Source organism: Methanosalsum zhilinae DSM 4017, from assembly GCF_000217995.1.
GTDB lineage: Archaea > Halobacteriota > Methanosarcinia > Methanosarcinales > Methanosarcinaceae > Methanosalsum > Methanosalsum zhilinae.
In genome coordinates this window covers 1,782,726-1,799,648 of the sequence record NC_015676.1, presented here as the reverse complement: position 1 = coordinate 1,799,648, position 16,923 = coordinate 1,782,726, and the positions used below count along the sequence as shown (strand labels likewise).

Sequence of the window (16,923 nt, the reverse complement as noted above, 5' to 3'; positions counted from 1 at the left end):
TATATGGATAAAAACAACCTGGCACTCTATCCATTCATATCTCCGGCATCAGAATATGTCAATGAACTGGGACTGTCAGTGGACAGGTTGATGGAGTCCAGAGCACTTGAATCTGCAAGACTGAGAGGCAGGGATCGTGTACTGCAGGCACTGGATGGTAAAATAGAAAAACCGTCCCCTGATAGTCTGGATGACAGTTCGCTTGTGATTGAACTGCTCTCATATCCCTTTGCCAGAATACTGGTATCCTGTATAAAGGATGAATTCCTGATACGCAGGTATGCTCTCAAGGAAGCTGAAGCTTCATTCCTTCTTCTAAACAGTCAGAATTCTGATTTTCTGCTGGAATTTGCCAGGGAATTTGATATAGCTGCAGAGTTTAACTCAGCCGGTTTTATTCTCCATTTCACTGATTATATCCGTCTTGCCAGTACAATGAAGGACCTTGAGTGGAAGCTGGTGAACCGGAAGCTAAAAAGGGGTTTTGTACCTCTCTCCCATCGGGAACTTGCGCGATTGCTGCAGGAGGCTGTAAGGTCAAGGATCCAGCAGTCACTGCCTGCCGATGTACCTGAGGATATGTGTCAGGCCTGTGAACAGTATCTGCCAGAGATCCGGGAAGCCCTGGATGAACGCAAGCAGCATTACGGAGCAGCAGGTATCACAGGTGAGGTTGATACTGATTCATTTCCACCCTGTATCAACTATGCAATATCCCAGGTCAGGTCAGGAGCGAACCTGGCCCATTCAATGAGATTTGCAATGACCTCGTTCCTGCTGAATGTGGGAATGTCGGTGGATGAGGTTGTGAATGTGTTCAATGTATCCCCGGACTTTGATGCAGAGAAGACACGCTACCAGATCGAGCACATTGCAGGTTCTACAGGAACTATGTACAAACCTCCTTCGTGCAGTACAATGAAAACATATGGGAACTGCTATGGGGCAGACAATATCTGTGAATCAATCAGTCATCCGCTTGGCTACTATGAACGCAAGAAGTGGATACTGAATAAAAACAGGAATGTGCAGGATAAATGATCATCTTCGACTGTATTTCCTGCACTGCTGAACAAAACTTCCAGCAGGAAATGTTGCCGGATGAGCATGCATATAGCTTGCCAGTGAGCTGTGTTCTGTAATTCCATCCCTGCCATCCTGTATTCCTTTACCGCGTATCATCTCATAGATCAGCCTGCAGTCCCTGTCACATTCTGTTACTGAGTAGTGGAATTCATGGCCCAGGATGGTTGTGTCCATGTATCCTCCCTTTGCCCTGGCCCTGGTATATCCCAGTGCCTGCAGTTTCTTTGTCATCCTCACATCTGCAGGGAAGACATCTGCCATCCTGTACTTTGCATCACTGTCCTCATATGAGCTGCACAGATAGAGCAATCCTCCGCATTCCCCATATATTGGCACCCCGTCAGAGGCCAGATCTGAGAGAGCACGTGTGGTCTCTGATTTTTCCAGTTCACCAAGATGCAGTTCAGGGTACCCTCCTCCAAAATAGATTCCGTCAACATCAGGAACCTCTCCTGCAAGGGGACTGAAGAATCGGATCTGTGCACCGTGTCTTCTAAAAGCATCAAGCATGTCCTGGTAATAGAAACAGAAGGCACTGTCCATGGCAACACCGATGGTTAGGTCGGGTTCCAGGTCAGGTATGTCGGCTTCAGGTTCATAGTCAGGGGCAGTATCTGCGATCTGTATGAGTGTATCCAGGTCGATATTCTCCTCGATAAAGGCAGCAAGTTCGTCAATATTGTGCTCCTTCTCTGAAGCCATGTGAAGTCCCAGGTGTCGGGATGGTACTGTAATGTCCTGGTTTCTGGGAAGTGCGCCTACAACAGGAACATCCTCCATCACATCCTTTATCATCTGGGCATGCCTTGGACTTCCCACACGGTTGAGTATCACACCTGCAACCCGTACACCGGGATCATAGTTCATGTATCCGTGTGCAAGTGCTGCGGCACTGCGGGACATTCCATGCACATTGATCACAAGTATTACCGGCAGGTCAAGTGATTTGGCTACATGGGCAGAACTTGCAATCTCAGTTGATTCCATACCATCAAAGAGACCCATGACACCCTCCACAACCGATATATCGTATTCCTGTGATGTCCTGGCAAAAGTACTTCGTACCCCGTCAATATCCATCATATACGTATCCAGGTTATGGGATGGCTGACTGCAGATAACACTGTGGTGTGTTGGATCTATATAATCAGGTCCCACCTTGTATGGCTTGACCTTCTGTCCGCGTTTTGTAAGGGCTGCCATTATTCCCATGGCTACCGTTGTCTTACCAACTCCACTGTGTGTTCCTGCGATAAGTAATGCTCTTGTCATGAGTGATAATTGGGTTGATTTTATATTATAGTATTGCGACTATAACCTGACCCAATGAAAAATAACCATCCGGTTGATAATCAATGAACGATTCCGTTACAGCAAATCCCCTCACGGATCCTTTCGGGCGCAGCATATCAAGCCTGCGAATATCTGTTACAGACAGGTGCAACCTGAACTGTATTTACTGCCATCATGAAGGCAATGACTGTGTACATGCAGAATCTGAAATATCAAAGCAGACCATTTTAAACCTGGTAGGCGCCGCACGCTGTCATGGAGTGAACAAGCTCAAGTTCTCAGGCGGGGAACCTTTGATGAGATCTGATTTTGAAGAGATTATCTCAGAACTGCCCCGGATGAAGAACATCTCTGCAACAACAAACGGAGTTATGCTGGCAGACCGGGCTCATGACCTTAAGGATTCCGGTCTTGACAGGGTAAACATAAGCCTTGATACCCTTGATCCTGAAAGGTACAGGTATATCACAAACGGCAGCAGTCATCTGCTGGAGCGGGTGATGGATGGTATCCATATGGCAGTTGATGCTGGTCTTGTTCCTGTAAAGCTTAACATGGTGCTTCTAAAGGGTCTCAATGACTCTGAGATTGAGGATATGCTGGACTTTGTCCGGGGTTACAGTGATGGAGTGGTTCTGCAGCTTATCGAACTGATGGATTTCAATGGCATTCCTTCATACAGGATCGATGCAGATGCCATTGAACAGTACCTTGCATCCAGGGCGAAGAGTATAATCACCCGGAAGATGCACAGGCGCAAAAAATATCTCATCGATGGTGCAGCCGTTGAATTTGTGCGCCCCATTGACAATTCACAGTTCTGTGCCGCCTGTAACAGGCTCAGGGTAACTCCCCAGGGAAAGCTCAAACCATGTCTTCTGGTCAATGATAACCTGGTGGATATTGAAGGGGCTGATTGCCGGCAGATGCATGAACTGCTCAGGACAGCGGTAAGCAGGCGTGTTCCCTTCTGCAGATAATATTATGAAATTGGAGGTTTTGAATATGGAAATTGAACTGACAGTAGATGGAAAGGAAATAGCTATGAACGACTTTGTGCAGAGTATACTCTCAGGTACAATAGCAGGTGCAGTTGAGCATCTGCACGGTGTTGATGATGAATGGCAGCAGATAAGTATCAGGATCAACAAGTGATATTATCTGCAGTATTTCTGTATCACAGAGAAATCCACAGGAGAGGTTGCATCCAGTGTAATGGGTGTAATTGAAATATTTCCCTTCTGCATGACGGCATGGACATCGGTTCCATTCTCCTCTTCATGTATCAGGTCACCTGCTATCCAGTAGTATGACCTGCCCCTTGGATCCTTCCTCTCCTCAACTTCTGTTCTGAATATCTTGCGGGCCAGGCGGGTAATTTCGATCTCACAGTCATCCTGTACATTATGCGGTATATTGACGTTTAGAAGATCCACATTTTCAGGAAGGCCGTATCTGAGCACATTTTTTGCAATCCGGTTAACTATCCTGACACTCATTTCAAAATCATGATCATAGTCTCGAAGATCATCGAATTTCATTCCCTCATCAACAACCTGGATGGAGGCTGCAATGGCAGGTATCCCGTAGCTTGCACCTTCAAGTGCAGCACCTATGGTACCTGAGGTCGTAATGGTATCTGTACTGATATTCTCACCAATATTGAATCCTGACAGGATAAGATCCGGCATCTGGTCCATGACCGCAAACAGTCCAAGTATCACCGAATCTGTGGGAGTACCGCCTACTGCATAGGCATTCATTCCGTCCACCTTTGCCCTGCTGATTCTGAGGGGTTCAAAGATTGAAATTGATCTTCCAACACCGCTTTGCTGAACCGCAGGTGCCACCACCGTGACATCTCCAAGGTCCTTCACACTGCGGTATGCAGCTCTTATTCCTGTTGTATATACTCCGTCATCATTTGTGACCAGTATTTTTTTGTCCATAGTCAGCCAGATTACTTACTGCTGCTTAAAATTTGTGGAACGAAACGGATTGGTGAAATGTCTGGTTTAAGCAATGTTTTTAAATATTGGGATTATAGGTGATAGAACAAAATGATTCACTTTTGAACAAATCACTATATCTTAAAATACCTGAATAAATCTACTCAGTTGGAATAATCATGCTTGAGGAAGAATATCAACTTCAATTCTTTTCCGATAATGGCTTTATCCGAAAACAGTGTACAGAATGCGGTAAACACTTCTGGACACGCGATCTTGAAAGAAAGACATGCGGGGATGCACCATGCGATCCCTATACCTTCATAGGTGAGCCGGTATTCAGAAAGCCCTTTGAGCTTGCTGATATGAGAGAATACTATCTCAATTTCTTTGAAAGCCACGATCATACAAGGCTTGAACGCTATCCGGTTGTAGCCAGGTGGAGAGACGACATTTATCTTACAATAGCCTCCATTGCTGACTTTCAGCCGTTTGTAACCTCGGGACAGGTACCACCACCTGCCAATCCCCTGACTATCTCCCAGCCCTGTATCCGTCTCTCTGACCTGGATGCTGTGGGCAGGAGCGGTCGGCATCTTACAACCTTTGAAATGATGGCACACCATGCCTTCAATACAAAGAAAAAGGAGATATACTGGAAGGATGAGACTGTGGGACTGTGTGATGAATTGCTCTCCTCCCTGGGTGCGGATCCCCTTGCAGTGACCTATAAGGAAGAGCCGTGGGCAGGTGGCGGAAATGCAGGACCCTGCCTTGAAGCGCTCATTGGAGGACTTGAGGTTGCCACCCTTGTCTTTATGAACCTGCAGAAGTCAAAGACAGGACAGGTGGAACTTAAGGGTGACCGTTATTCTGTGATGGATAACAACTATATTGTTGATACCGGCTACGGACTTGAGAGATTTGTCTGGGCGTCCAAGGGCTCCCCTACCATCTATGACGCTATTTTCCCGGAAATCGTGAATGAGATAATGGGTCTTGCAGGGATTGAACATGAACTGGATAACAGTGAATATTCCAATATCCTTGCCCAGAATGCAAGACTTGCCGGTATGATTGATATCAGTGAGAAGGCAAACCTGTTCGAACTTCGAAAGAAGGTTGCTTCCAATATTGGCATACCTGTGGACAGGCTGGCAGCTATAATGGAGCCTGTGGAGACCGTTTACTCGATCACGGACCATACCCGGTGTCTGACCTTCATGCTGGGGGATGGCATAATTCCTTCCAATGTGAAGGCAGGATATCTTGCCAGGCTCGTGACCCGCAGGACACTGAGAATGCTCAGGGATCTGGATGTAAAGATCCCGATCTGCGAGATCGTACAGATGCACATAAAGAACCTGCCTGAATATCCTGAATTTGAGGAGAAGATGGATGTTATTGAGGATATTCTCTACCATGAGGAACAGAAGTTTTCAGAGACCCTTGACAGGGGCAGGAGAATGATCCTGAAGTCTGCCCAGCATTACAGAAAGAAGGATGAGAAGATACCTCTGGAAAAGCTGATCGAACTATACGATTCCCACGGCATTCCTCCTGAGATCACAAAGGAGATCGCTGCTGAGGAGGATGTTGAGGTCTCCCTTCCTGACAATTTCTATTCCCTGGTCGCATCAAGGCACAGCAGTGCTCCTGAAAGGGAAGGGGAGGAAGGAGATGTTGAGTATGCAGGCCGGCTCTCTGGTCTTCCTGCAACCAAGAAACTGTTCTATGACGATCCCCATCGTATGGAATTTGAAGCTGTGGTACTGGATATGTTCGATAATAAGATTGTACTGGACAGTACCTTCATGTATCCGGAAGGCGGTGGTCAGCCTGCAGATCATGGTATCATGATGGTTGAGGATCAGCTGCTGGATATTGTGGATGTTCAGCAGGTGGGAGATGTGATTGTACATATTACCGGTGATATTGAGAATGAGCTGCATGTGAGAAAGGGTGATATTGTCACTGTCAGGATTGATGAGGAGCGAAGGTCTGCCCATGCTGCCCACCATACAGCCACCCATGTGGTTATTGACGCGGCAAGAAAGGTGCTGGGAGATCATATCTGGCAGATGGGTGCCCAGAAGGCCCAGGACCGTGCAAGACTTGACCTCTCCCATTACAAGCGTATCAGCCAGGAGGAACTTGACCGGATCGAACTTGTGGCAAATCGTATTGTGATGAAGAATACCCGGGTCACTGCTGAGTGGATGGAAAGGGTTGAGGCAGAGCGTACCTATGGTTTCAGGCTGTACCAGGGAGGTGTCCCTCCAGGCAAGAAGATCCGGGTGCTCAAGGTGGGTGATGATGTAGAGGCCTGTGCCGGGACGCATCTCAGGAGCACAGGAAATGTGGGTCCCATCAGGATACTCAGGACCGAAAGGATACAGGATGGTGTTGAACGACTGGAATTTGCTGCAGGAGAGGCTGCTGTGCGTGCAATGCAGAACATAAGTTCTCTTCTTGCCAGGTCAGCCGAAGCACTGAGGGTACGCCCGGAACACCTTCCTGCCACAATCGAGAGATTCTTTGGTGAGTGGAAGGAGCTGAAGAAGGAGAATGAAAGGCTTACTGAGGAACTTGCAGGCCTTCGTGTCTATCAGCTGATGCAGGAAAGCGAGCAGATAAGTGGTGTTCAGGTAATCGCCAGGAAGATTGAAAATGCTGATACCGGTGAGCTCATGAAGATCGCAGGCCAGATCAGCAGGAATGATAATATGGTGGCAGTGCTTGCAGGCGATGCAGACGGTATCAGAATAGTGGCTGCAGCAGGCAAAGCTGCAGTTGAGATGGGTGTAGATTGTGGTGCCATTGTCAGGCAAGCTTCAGGAATAGCAGGCGGTGGCGGTGGCGGAAAACCCGGAATGGCACAGGGCGGAGGCAGTGATCTCTCAAAGATCGATGATGCAATTGCTGCCGGAGTTGAGGTTATCAGAACGCAGCTTGCGTGAAAACTTACTGCTGGAATGATCATCCAGTATATCTGTTCAGGGCCTGCAGCACCATATAGCCAGGTCCTGTATCTACATTTTACTTGCAGTTATTGTGTTGATCCTGGGATCTGAAAAATCGATATTAACTGTTAATATATGACTGATCCTCACAGAAATATTTGATGATATGTACAGGGTTCAGGCAGTTGTGATATCCACAAAAGCCAGTAATGTGCTAATGACTGTTTTCAGGCATTCTGCATCTGTATCCCTCTTACCCTGAAATTATGGAACTATATTTCCTAAGATGTTTATATTTCCAGTGAGTAACTTTCATAAGGTTTAATACTTTCAGGGAACTAATTTATATAAGTGATCAAAAATGGTTCATGATAAAACAACAGAGCAGGTGCTATCTGATCTAAGGGCTGAGTTTGAACTAAGGCATGTTTTATTCATGGAACCGTCGGAATTTAGTGTAAGAAAGCTCATCTATGCATATATCACCAGTGCAGTAGAATGCGATCCTGATCGGAAAATAATCTGGGTATGTCTGAGCATAACAAAGGCCAACCTGCTTTCAGACCTTGAGAAATATGGTTTTGATCTTGATTCTCATAAGGATAATTTTTGGTTTATTGTACCCCATCTGCCGTCAGATGATCCTGAAGAGCGTACCATGTACTGTTCATCATCTTCAGATTATACCAGAATGGCTTCCCATGTATCAAAACTGTTTAGTGAGAATCCCGGTTCATTGCTGGTACTGGATGATGCTACACCTCTGGGGAAGGATAACCTGCAGGTTGTAGAGAATTTCCTGAGATATGCCAGAAAATCTGCCAGTGAGAACAAAATCACGGTTATTTCCATGATCAAGAAAGGCGTGCTTTCTACAGAAGGCGAATCAATGCTCAAATCAGTGTTCGATCTGGTGATCGATGTACAGTACAATGGACTGATGCATGGCGAGACCTGCCTGATGAACCGTGATCTAAGGTACAGTCTGGATAAAGGCTATGTAAAGCTTGAGTATGTTCGCAGGAAAGTAGCAAAGGATCGAATCAAGATCCTGGTTGTGGATGACGAGCCTGACATTGTTGAACTGATCAAGTTATCCTTTGCAAGGCAGCCCTATGACTTCATTGCTGCCTACAGTGGTGAGGAAGCGGTTGAGAAGGCCAGAGAGGAACTCCCTGACCTCATACTTCTTGATATCATGATGCCGGGAATGGACGGATATGAGGTGGTGGAACAGCTCAAGCAGATTGAGGATACCAGGGAGATACCTGTGATAATGGTCTCGGCAAAGACGGATGTGGATGATAAGGTCAGGGGTATGGAACTCGGGATCGATGATTATATCTCAAAACCTTTCGATAAAAGGGAAATGAACGCCAGGATCAAAATGGTGATGAAAAGGTATGGGTGGACCGCAGATGAAGCATGAATTCAGGATACATGAATATAAAATACTTTCAGGTCGCATTATGATAGATTTATATTATATCTAACTCATATTTTCAAAGGGAGTCATAATATGTGTCCAAAAGTCATGGTTGTGGATGATGAGCCTGATAACATTGAACTGGTACAGATGATACTGGAAGCGGAAGGTATTGAGGTGGAAGGTGCCAGCAGTGGTTTTGAATGCCTTGATAAGCTGGACAAGGTGGATCCTGACCTCATACTTCTTGATATCATGATGCCTGAAATGGACGGATGGGAGACATTCCATCAGATCCGCAAGAAGAACAAAGATGTTAAAATTGCCATGCTTACTGTAAAGGATCAGGAATTTGATAAGATGCTGGGTCTGCATGTCCTCAAGGCCGATGACTACATCACAAAACCATTCGGAGTAAAACAGCTTGTAAGAAGGGTAAAGGCCCTGCTGGACATGGAATGATGGTAATTTCCTGGATCACAGTTTCTCGCATATAACAGCCTGACCCCTTTTTACATACAGGTGAATGATCCTGTCCCCTTCCAGACCCTTCTCAAGACGGTTGCGGATATCCCAGTACTGTTTTGGATCAACACCTGCACGCAGCACTACTCTTCCTGCACCTTTACTTTTCAGGTAGGTATTGAGTTTTTCAGGATCAAATTCTGATACTGAGTGGACAATGTATCTGTTCTTGAGCATAGGATCTTCTGCAGGATGATCTGAAGTCAGAAGAATCCTTTTGCTGTCGATACGGTACAGTCCCGGCACTGTGGCGTCTTTTGCAATTCTGCAGGCAAGTTCTCCTAAAAGGCCTGCCTGGACCACTGCAGGATCGGGTTCAAAAGCATATGAGAGAGGATTGCTGATCTCTTCCAGGGAGGGTATGTTATCCTGATCCTTCAGGCCTGTACTGCATATCCTGTGTCCTCCAGGCAGTGTAACTGCACATCTGTCTGCTTTTCTGATACTGCCTGAGTACAGTGTCAGCCTGTTCAGCTGTCCGTTAAGGGAGAGATATTCCTTTTCAAGATCAAACCGTATTCTCTCAGGTGTAAGTTTTGGCGGTGCTTCAAATGCAAAGTTACAGGTTTTGGATGAATATGCCTGCATGAGGTCCGGTAACCCGGGCTCCAGGCTGGTCACAGTTCTCATATTCTCCTGTGCAGGCCGTCTGGGGTCAGAGAACAGGATATCAATTTGCGGGATCCGGTCAATCACGTCTCTGGAGAGTGCATCACCCTGAATGAACTCAACATTTGTTATACCATGTTCCTGACAGTTCTTCTTTGCACTCTTTAATTTATCAGCATCAATTTCCACTGCATAGACCTTTCTGCATGTCCTGGAAAAATGGATTGTCTGACCGCCTATGCCACACCCGATCTCTGCAAGGGTATCACATGCAAGCCTTTCTGCCCTGTACTGTGCCACCTCAGCCGGGGTGGCGAACCTGATACCGTCCCTGACTGAGTGCATATTCCTTTCAAACTTCTTTTTTCGTGCCATGGTACTGCTTATCCCTCAACGATCCTGGTGCAGGACGTTTTGGGAATGTAATATATAATAATATATAAATAGTTTCAGAATGTACCACTATATAAATGACCGCGAATGTATCTTTCTGAACAAAAGGCTACATGACCTGCAGGCAAGTCCGGTATCCCCACAGCATCTGTACCGAAACTGCACGTATCGCATTCTTAAAAACAGTATTAATTATTCCCAGCACAACCATGGTTAATCTGAAAAAGAAACTAAAAAGACTCAAAATCAGGTTTGCCGGAAAAGAAGGATCATCCGGTAGCAGTAACTCACCCTTTGGTCCGGATGATTCCCTCTCCGGTCCGCCGGGTTTTGATACAGCTCCTGATATTTCCGGAGGTTCTGGATTCCCGGGTCCTGATTCACTGCCAGACCTGGATCAGATGTCCCTGAATGGTCCTTCTGGAGACTCCCAGACTACTCCTGCTGCTTCAGGTGGTAAAACGGCTGAAGAGAACAGAGAGCGTATCAATTCACTTGAGAAGAAGCTCTCCAAGTTTGAGATGAGCTTTAATATGATGGAGAGGGAGAATAAGGATATTAAGGATACTGTGCAGAAGATTGACCAGAGTGTTATTGAACTTCTTTCACTGTATGAGATCGTTTCCAATCAGGTAAATCCCTTTGTAGGTGAGAGTGGCAGTGGAAGGGATACCATTGAGAGGTTTGACAGGGCTGAGAAAAGGATCAATGAGATAGGTGATGCAGCTGTCATGCTCAGGAATGATGTCAATTCCCTGAGGAATGGTCTTGAGAATATGGGTATGGCGCAGGAGACTGAGGAGAGGATAGGTGAGATCGAGTCGAAATTTGATGCCTTTTCAGATGCAATGTCCATGATCCATGAAAGTCTTGAACAGCTGTCTGAAAGTACGAAGGTATTCAACAGGCGCTGTCAGGAGATAGAGGATAATATTCTGGATCTTGCAGAATCCACTTCCAGTATCATGGAAAGGATAGACCGGCTTGAAAGCACAGCCCCTGACCCTGGTGATATTCCTGAGCCCGTTTCTTCTGCACCGCTCTGCCAGGAGGAGCCTGCTGCGTTCCGGACTGAAGCTATCAGTGTGATAAATCCGGCGGTGAGGCTTGAATCTGTGGGTCCTGATACTGCCAGTGTGGTGATTCTTCTAAACTGGATCGAGTTTTTGATGGAGAGAGTTGGAAGAAATAACCTGATGGATGCCCTTGATTATTACGTTGATATCGGGTGGATCAGTGAAGAAGTGCGCTCAGAGATCATGACGTATGCCAGGGGTATTGACTATTACGTTGAAAAATCTACCTGGCGCCTGCTTCCAGAGGATCATACCAAATCACTTCTGTTCATTGAACGCCTGTGTGGCAGAAAGATCGATAAGAATATGCTGGGTACCCTTGACCGTGAGATGGCCAGGGTAAAACACGGATTAGAGGAATTATATGGGATTTGATACATCTGTTGTAGTTGCCATTTTCTTTGTAGCGGCCCTGATACTGGGAACATCTGCCTACTCTACCATCAGCATGGCAGATTCTGATGTGGATGATGCGTCTGAGGAACGGTTTAAAATGGAGTTTGCACGCCTTCACACAGACCTTGAGATCACAGGAGTTGATAATCCTGACAACACGTCACTGATAATATCAATGACCAATACCGGAAGCCGGACAATAGATGCCAGCTGCCTGAGCGTACTTGTGGATGGTGCTCTAAGGGAGTACAGCTATGATCCTCCCTATACATGGACACCTCTGGAGGATTATGAGATAAGTGTTGCTCTTCCTGTGGAAAATGAACACAGGATCAAGGTGGTAACTGAGAACGGAGTTGCGGATTATTATGTTTATATGTCTATATGATCTGGTCCGGATAACTGAATGAAACAATTTATATCTAATCTTTTATATGAAGATGTTAGAATGAAAACGGCTTCAATTCCTTCAAACAGGATACACAGGGATGAATCGGCTGAAACTGCCATGACACATCTGATCTTTTTCATAGCTGCAGTGATCATTGCCATGGGTGTTGTGGCTGTGGTATCGGTCAATGTTCAGAATATTACAGGTGCCACATCAGCAGGAAGCCAGACACTGGCAGAACAGCTGAGGACAGATATCACCATTGTGAGTGATCCTGAACGTATTCTGTATAAAATTGATAATGATGAGCACAGGTATACATTCTACGTGAAGAACACAGGTAAATCTTCACTGGTTGCTGAATATGTGACTGTGATACTAAACGGTGCCCTGGTCTACCCTGAATACCTGGAGTTTGAGGTTACAGGCAGGGATTCTGATACAGGTACCTGGATACCGGGTGATGTACTGGCAGTGACAGTAATTATGGATGAAGAACTTGAACCGGACCGGGATCACAGGATACGCATATCATCTGAGAACGGTAAATCGGATGTAATGAATTTCAAGATCAAAAACAGTTGAGGTAAGTAAGTTTGTCAAGGATATGTTCGTTTGAGATCCAGAGGGATGAGTTCAACAGAAAACTTGGCGGAGGATTTCCGCCAGGCTCCATGGTCGTGATCGAAGGCGGCAGTGGTGCCGGGAAGAGTACCATATCCCAGAGACTGACCTACGGACTTTTGCAGAATAACAGCAAGGTTACATATATTTCCACCCAGCAGACCACCAAGGGCTTTATCAACCAGATGTATTCCATTGATTATGCCATTGCCACACATCTGCTAAACGGCAGTCTGCTCTATATTCCTGTGATCCCTCTTGTAAGGGCAGCCAAGTCAAGGATAGATTTTATTGAAAGGCTGATGAGTGCCCAGGAACTGTTTGAGAACGATGTTATTATCATTGATACCATCTCCTCCCTTATCAAGTACAGTGTAAATACCGAGAAAAGTCTTGACCTTATCTCATTTTTCAAGAAACTCAATGGTATTGGCAAGGTGATCATACTCACCATTGAACCAAGCCAGCTGAGTGAGGATGTTACGTCCATGTTCAGGTCATCATGTGATATCTACTGTACTCTCAAGGTACGGCCCATGTCAAATGAGGTCAAGCGTACAGTTGTGGTAAACAAGTTCACCGGGGCCAAGGGACCTGTAGGACAGATGATCGGATTTCGTATTGAACCCAAGGTCGGGCTTGTGGTGGAAATTGCAGCTGTAGGATAAAAAAAGGTGTTCTGAATGGATCCGGAATTTCAGAAAGCAATGCAAAGAAACCCCCATCTGAAAAAATATGTGGCCGAGTTTAACCGCAGTACAGGAAAATTGCCTGAATTTGTTGTAAGTATTCCCAAGGAAATAGATAAAGAGGATGTAAATTTACTTTTGCCGGTGGGGGATCCTGTTTTTATTCATCTGTACGGTACTCCTGAGATGGGTGAGGTGGAGTACAGGGCCATTGAACCCCAGCTTTCTGCAACTGAGCAGAAGAAATATGATACAATAATGAATCTTATTCTGGAAAAGTCAGCCAAGGAGCCTGTACCCAATTCAGAGGCTGATCTGAAGGAGCTGATACTTAAACTGTTCAATGAATCAGTATCCATTGGAGATACCGGGGAGTCTGTGGAGGATGGTTCCAGAATACTTTCAAAGCTCTTCCCGAAGAATGAGATGGTATCAGTAAGTCAGATGGAATACAATCATCTACTCTATCATATTGAACGAAACATCATAGGTTCAGGGCCAATAGAGCCTGTTATCAGGGACCCATATCTTGAGGATATTCACAGTATCGGTGTGGATGGCGTGTTCATTGTCCACAAGGTACTGGATATGATGAAAACCAACCTCACCTTCGGGGATGATACAAGACTTGATAGCTGGCTTAGAAGTATGAGTGAACGGATAGGAAGGCCTGTCAGTGATTCCAAACCCATTGCAGATGGTGCACTTCCCGATGGCTCGCGTATCAATATCATCTACAGTCCTGATGTAAGCCGCCGGGGAAGCAGTTTCACCATGCGTAAGTTCAGTGAGGTTCCCATCAGTATCATTCAGCTGATCAACTGGGGGTCCATCAGCTGTGAAATGGCTGCGTATATGTGGATGTGTCTTGAGAATGGTATGAGTATCTTTTTTAGTGGCGAGACTGCAAGCGGAAAGACCACAATGCTGAATGCATGTCTGTGCTTTGTCAACCCCAAATCCAAGGTATACTCTGCAGAGGATACTGCAGAGGTTCAGCCGCCCCAGCCTGTCTGGCAGCAGCTCATCACCCGTGAGGACGGACCCCCTGATTCAAGGGTGGATACATTCACCCTCCTAAAAGCTGCACTGCGATCAAGACCCAATTATATCATTGTAGGTGAGATCAGGGGTGCTGAGGGATCGGTGGCGTTCCAGGCAATGCAGTGTATTCGTGACGGGTATATTGCAGTACCTGGCAGAGGACCAGTTCATATCAGGCAGCTCTACGATAAATATTCCCATAATGCTGAGAGGGAGGATGGAAAATATAAGGTTGACCTGAGGGATCATGAGATTCCGGTCTACACCTCAGATGCCTATGGCAGTATTGTTGAGTCCAGGATCACCAGTGTGCTGAAAATGGATGAGCAGCAGCTTATAAAGATCTATTTTGATACAGGCGAGATCATGGAAGTTACTCCCAATCACAGGTTCCTGCTGGAGGGTGGTGAGGAGGTAACTGCACAGGATCTTGTCCAGTGGCCTGATCTTCCGGATACGATCCTGCCACCATCCATTTCCTGGCACCAGGACGAAGCCTGCGGATTTGATTTCCTGGACGGCTGGAATATCTTAAAGGACCATTTCTATGACAAAAATATTGAAGAGTACAGGAAAACGCGGGATTATAAAACCGATAGAAGAAAATTCAGTCATTATTTCTCTGCACGTAACAGGTCAATTCCATTTGAGGTCTATCAGAGGATTGCCGTTGGTGCAGATCATCCGGGTTCTGTGCAGGCTGTACGCAAAGGGGCCAGGGGAACGATTGAGGTTCCATATAAGCTGACAGATGATATTTTCAGATCACTTGCAGGATATATTCTCGGACACGATTCAGAGTATCACTCCCTTTTCAGACATGTTATGCAGATCACGCCTGATCATATAGGAGACAATTTCTGGAAACCTGGCAGGGATCAGCTCAGAATGGTTTTTGAGGAGATGCTGAAACTGTCTGAACCTGAATCCGGAATCCTTCCTGGGGATATCTGGTATTGCATAGGAAGGCTTGCAGGAGATGACAGTCTCTACGTTGCCCGAAAGAAGAATGGATTTTCGGATTTCAGGTGGCAGATCAGAACCAGAAATGAGGAAGAGGGTACAGGATATGCTCAGCATGCATTCAGTATGATCCCGAATGATGCTGATTCTGTTATAACCGAACAAAGAGATGGTATCCATACCTCCCGAATATCTCGTATTGACCGCTCTTTTGTTGACTGGCTGGTAAAGAATGGTTTTATTCTGGTAAATGAAGACTGCCAGAATTCCTGTGCAGTCAGGAAACGTATTCCTGTTGAAAACATATCCAATATACATGCATACATTGCCGGCATTCTTGACAGTAACTGTACCATCGGGTACAGTAATAACCAGGTATTTGAAATTGAACTTGCCTTAAATATCAGCAGGGATGATGAACGCCTGCTGCTTGATCAGCTGCGTCTGGTGAAATGTTTTGAAAATGATCTGTTCCCTGCAGTAAGATGTGTCGAATTTCGATATCATGGTGATTACGAAGATTATATGGACCGTTATACCGGATTCTGCAGGGATCTGGGCTTTAATGTGCAGGCAACCCGCTATGACAGTATCAGGGGTATAGTTGCCAGGGTGGAATTTTCTTCCAGCCGTAAACAGGGTGTCTGGAAGAGATGGGCAGAGCATGTTGTGCCCTATATGTATTGCAGGGATAAGATCCAGGCTGTGCTTGAGCTGGCAGGTACCGGTGCAGGGTCAAAGAAAGGGCAGGGTCTCTCCTATGATATCTACAGATCCCTGGTACACAGAAACTATCTGCCACACCTTTCATTGCTTGCAGGGATTTGCGGCTATACTCTTATCAGTGAAAGCCATGAATGTTTCGATCACAGATATTTCAGGTTCAGTAAACAGAAATCCTCACGTATAATCCATGTGGATCATGGCCAGTCTGACCATACCTATGACATTTCAATGGAAGATGGCAGCTATTATATCGGCGGCAGGCAGATGATGGGGTATGTCTATGATACAGGCCACCCTGTTGTTGCCACATTCCATGCATCGGCTGTAAAGAAGATGATCCAGCGTCTTACTGGTGATCCCATCAATGTACCTGTGACCTTTGTGGATAATCTAAACGTTGCAATGATTCTCCAGGCAGTCTATCGTAAGGGCAAGTTTCTTAGAAGGTGTCTTTCAATTGAGGAGATCGAAGGATACTATGAAGAGGCTGGTGGTGTGGTAACCAGGGCAGTGTTCCAGTGGGATCCTGAGACTGATACTCACAAGTTCAGGGGTCTGAATAACAGTTTCATCCTGGAGGATAAGATTGCTACAATACTGGGTTATGAGGATAAGAGGAAGATATATGATGACCTGTTCCTGCGTGCCAGGATCCTGGAGGAGATGAAGGACAGGGGTATTGAGGAGTATCATGAGGTACATGATATTCTTGTAAAGTTCTACAAATACGGTGTTGACGGTCTTCCGTTCCTGGTCTGAGGTGTCTTTGA

Annotated in this window: 14 protein-coding genes; 11 read left to right on the top strand and 3 right to left on the bottom strand. The window is 45.9% G+C overall.

Annotated elements, in window-relative coordinates; translation table 11 throughout:
* Nucleotides 1-3: 3 nt before the first annotated feature.
* Nucleotides 4-1,041 (top strand): DNA primase regulatory subunit PriL, encoded by a 1,038-nt coding sequence (gene priL / locus MZHIL_RS08425; protein WP_013898948.1) that lies wholly within the window; start codon nucleotides 4-6, stop codon nucleotides 1,039-1,041.
* Here priL and MZHIL_RS08420 read toward each other — a convergent pair whose 3' ends face one another.
* On the bottom strand, nucleotides 1,042-2,358 hold the full coding sequence (locus MZHIL_RS08420) for a cobyrinate a,c-diamide synthase (RefSeq protein WP_013898947.1): 1,317 nt from the start codon (nucleotides 2,356-2,358) through the stop codon (nucleotides 1,042-1,044).
* An 83-nt stretch (nucleotides 2,359-2,441) separates the two neighbouring features.
* On the opposite strand from MZHIL_RS08420, the gene moaA reads away from it, so the two are divergent.
* Both moaA and MZHIL_RS10655 read left to right on the top strand, forming a co-directional pair.
* Nucleotides 2,442-3,359: a GTP 3',8-cyclase MoaA gene (gene moaA, locus MZHIL_RS08415; protein WP_013898946.1), complete on the top strand. Its 918-nt coding sequence runs from the start codon at nucleotides 2,442-2,444 to the stop codon at nucleotides 3,357-3,359.
* Between the two features lie 25 nt (nucleotides 3,360-3,384).
* A complete protein-coding gene (locus MZHIL_RS10655) occupies nucleotides 3,385-3,534 on the top strand; it encodes a hypothetical protein (protein WP_013898945.1) in 150 nt (49 codons plus the stop codon).
* Nucleotides 3,535-3,536: 2 nt separating this feature from the next.
* Here MZHIL_RS10655 and surE read toward each other — a convergent pair whose 3' ends face one another.
* Nucleotides 3,537-4,328, bottom strand: coding sequence for a 5'/3'-nucleotidase SurE (surE, locus tag MZHIL_RS08410; RefSeq protein WP_013898944.1), 792 nt, complete (start codon nucleotides 4,326-4,328; stop codon nucleotides 3,537-3,539).
* 179 nt (nucleotides 4,329-4,507) lie between these two features.
* Between surE and alaS the strand changes: the two genes are divergently transcribed.
* From alaS to MZHIL_RS08395, 3 genes are all read left to right on the top strand, one after another.
* The gene (gene alaS, locus MZHIL_RS08405; RefSeq protein WP_013898943.1) at nucleotides 4,508-7,288 is read left to right on the top strand and encodes an alanine--tRNA ligase; all 2,781 of its coding nucleotides are present in this window, start codon (nucleotides 4,508-4,510) and stop codon (nucleotides 7,286-7,288) included.
* A 364-nt stretch (nucleotides 7,289-7,652) separates the two neighbouring features.
* A complete protein-coding gene (locus MZHIL_RS08400; protein WP_013898942.1) occupies nucleotides 7,653-8,720 on the top strand; it encodes a response regulator in 1,068 nt (355 codons plus the stop codon).
* Nucleotides 8,721-8,810: 90 nt separating this feature from the next.
* Nucleotides 8,811-9,179 carry a response regulator transcription factor gene (locus tag MZHIL_RS08395; RefSeq protein ID WP_013898941.1) on the top strand — a complete coding sequence of 123 codons (369 nt, stop codon included), beginning with the start codon at nucleotides 8,811-8,813 and terminating at the stop codon, nucleotides 9,177-9,179.
* 15 nt (nucleotides 9,180-9,194) lie between these two features.
* Here MZHIL_RS08395 and MZHIL_RS08390 read toward each other — a convergent pair whose 3' ends face one another.
* Nucleotides 9,195-10,226 (bottom strand): methyltransferase domain-containing protein, encoded by a 1,032-nt coding sequence (locus MZHIL_RS08390; protein ID WP_013898940.1) that lies wholly within the window; start codon nucleotides 10,224-10,226, stop codon nucleotides 9,195-9,197.
* A gap of 131 nt (nucleotides 10,227-10,357) precedes the next feature.
* Between MZHIL_RS08390 and MZHIL_RS08385 the strand changes: the two genes are divergently transcribed.
* The 5 genes from MZHIL_RS08385 to MZHIL_RS10790 are packed head-to-tail and all read left to right on the top strand — an operon-like array spanning nucleotide 10,358 to nucleotide 16,912.
* A complete protein-coding gene (locus MZHIL_RS08385; RefSeq protein WP_245527538.1) occupies nucleotides 10,358-11,695 on the top strand; it encodes a FlaD/FlaE family flagellar protein in 1,338 nt (445 codons plus the stop codon).
* The gene (locus MZHIL_RS08380; protein ID WP_013898938.1) at nucleotides 11,685-12,104 is read left to right on the top strand and encodes a flagellin; all 420 of its coding nucleotides are present in this window, start codon (nucleotides 11,685-11,687) and stop codon (nucleotides 12,102-12,104) included. Before MZHIL_RS08385 ends, MZHIL_RS08380 begins: the two co-directional genes overlap by 11 nt.
* 18 nt (nucleotides 12,105-12,122) lie before the next feature.
* Nucleotides 12,123-12,692, top strand: coding sequence for a flagellin (locus MZHIL_RS08375; protein WP_013898937.1), 570 nt, complete (start codon nucleotides 12,123-12,125; stop codon nucleotides 12,690-12,692).
* An 11-nt stretch (nucleotides 12,693-12,703) separates the two neighbouring features.
* Complete coding sequence (locus tag MZHIL_RS08370) at nucleotides 12,704-13,399, top strand: ATPase domain-containing protein (protein ID WP_013898936.1); 696 nt, start codon at nucleotides 12,704-12,706, stop codon at nucleotides 13,397-13,399.
* A 15-nt stretch (nucleotides 13,400-13,414) separates the two neighbouring features.
* Nucleotides 13,415-16,912, top strand: coding sequence for an ATPase, T2SS/T4P/T4SS family (locus MZHIL_RS10790; protein WP_013898935.1), 3,498 nt, complete (start codon nucleotides 13,415-13,417; stop codon nucleotides 16,910-16,912).
* The last annotated feature ends 11 nt before the right edge of the window (nucleotides 16,913-16,923 follow it).

Bases quoted from the DNA above. Each gene is read 5' to 3' on its own strand.
- MZHIL_RS10655 (WP_013898945.1), top strand. From the start codon at position 3,385: ATGGAAATTGAACTGACAGTAGATGGAAAGGAAATAGCTATGAACGAC.
- MZHIL_RS08385 (WP_245527538.1), top strand. From the start codon at position 10,358: ATGACCTGCAGGCAAGTCCGGTATCCCCACAGCATCTGTACCGAAACT.
- MZHIL_RS08375 (WP_013898937.1), top strand. From the start codon at position 12,123: ATGAAACAATTTATATCTAATCTTTTATATGAAGATGTTAGAATGAAA.
- MZHIL_RS10790 (WP_013898935.1), top strand. From the start codon at position 13,415: ATGGATCCGGAATTTCAGAAAGCAATGCAAAGAAACCCCCATCTGAAA.
- moaA (WP_013898946.1), top strand. From the start codon at position 2,442: ATGAACGATTCCGTTACAGCAAATCCCCTCACGGATCCTTTCGGGCGC.
- MZHIL_RS08390 (WP_013898940.1), bottom strand. From the start codon at position 10,226: ATGGCACGAAAAAAGAAGTTTGAAAGGAATATGCACTCAGTCAGGGAC.
- surE (WP_013898944.1), bottom strand. From the start codon at position 4,328: ATGGACAAAAAAATACTGGTCACAAATGATGACGGAGTATATACAACA.
- alaS (WP_013898943.1), top strand. From the start codon at position 4,508: ATGCTTGAGGAAGAATATCAACTTCAATTCTTTTCCGATAATGGCTTT.
- MZHIL_RS08395 (WP_013898941.1), top strand. From the start codon at position 8,811: ATGTGTCCAAAAGTCATGGTTGTGGATGATGAGCCTGATAACATTGAA.
- MZHIL_RS08380 (WP_013898938.1), top strand. From the start codon at position 11,685: ATGGGATTTGATACATCTGTTGTAGTTGCCATTTTCTTTGTAGCGGCC.
- MZHIL_RS08420 (WP_013898947.1), bottom strand. From the start codon at position 2,358: ATGACAAGAGCATTACTTATCGCAGGAACACACAGTGGAGTTGGTAAG.
- priL (WP_013898948.1), top strand. From the start codon at position 4: ATGGATAAAAACAACCTGGCACTCTATCCATTCATATCTCCGGCATCA.
- MZHIL_RS08400 (WP_013898942.1), top strand. From the start codon at position 7,653: ATGGTTCATGATAAAACAACAGAGCAGGTGCTATCTGATCTAAGGGCT.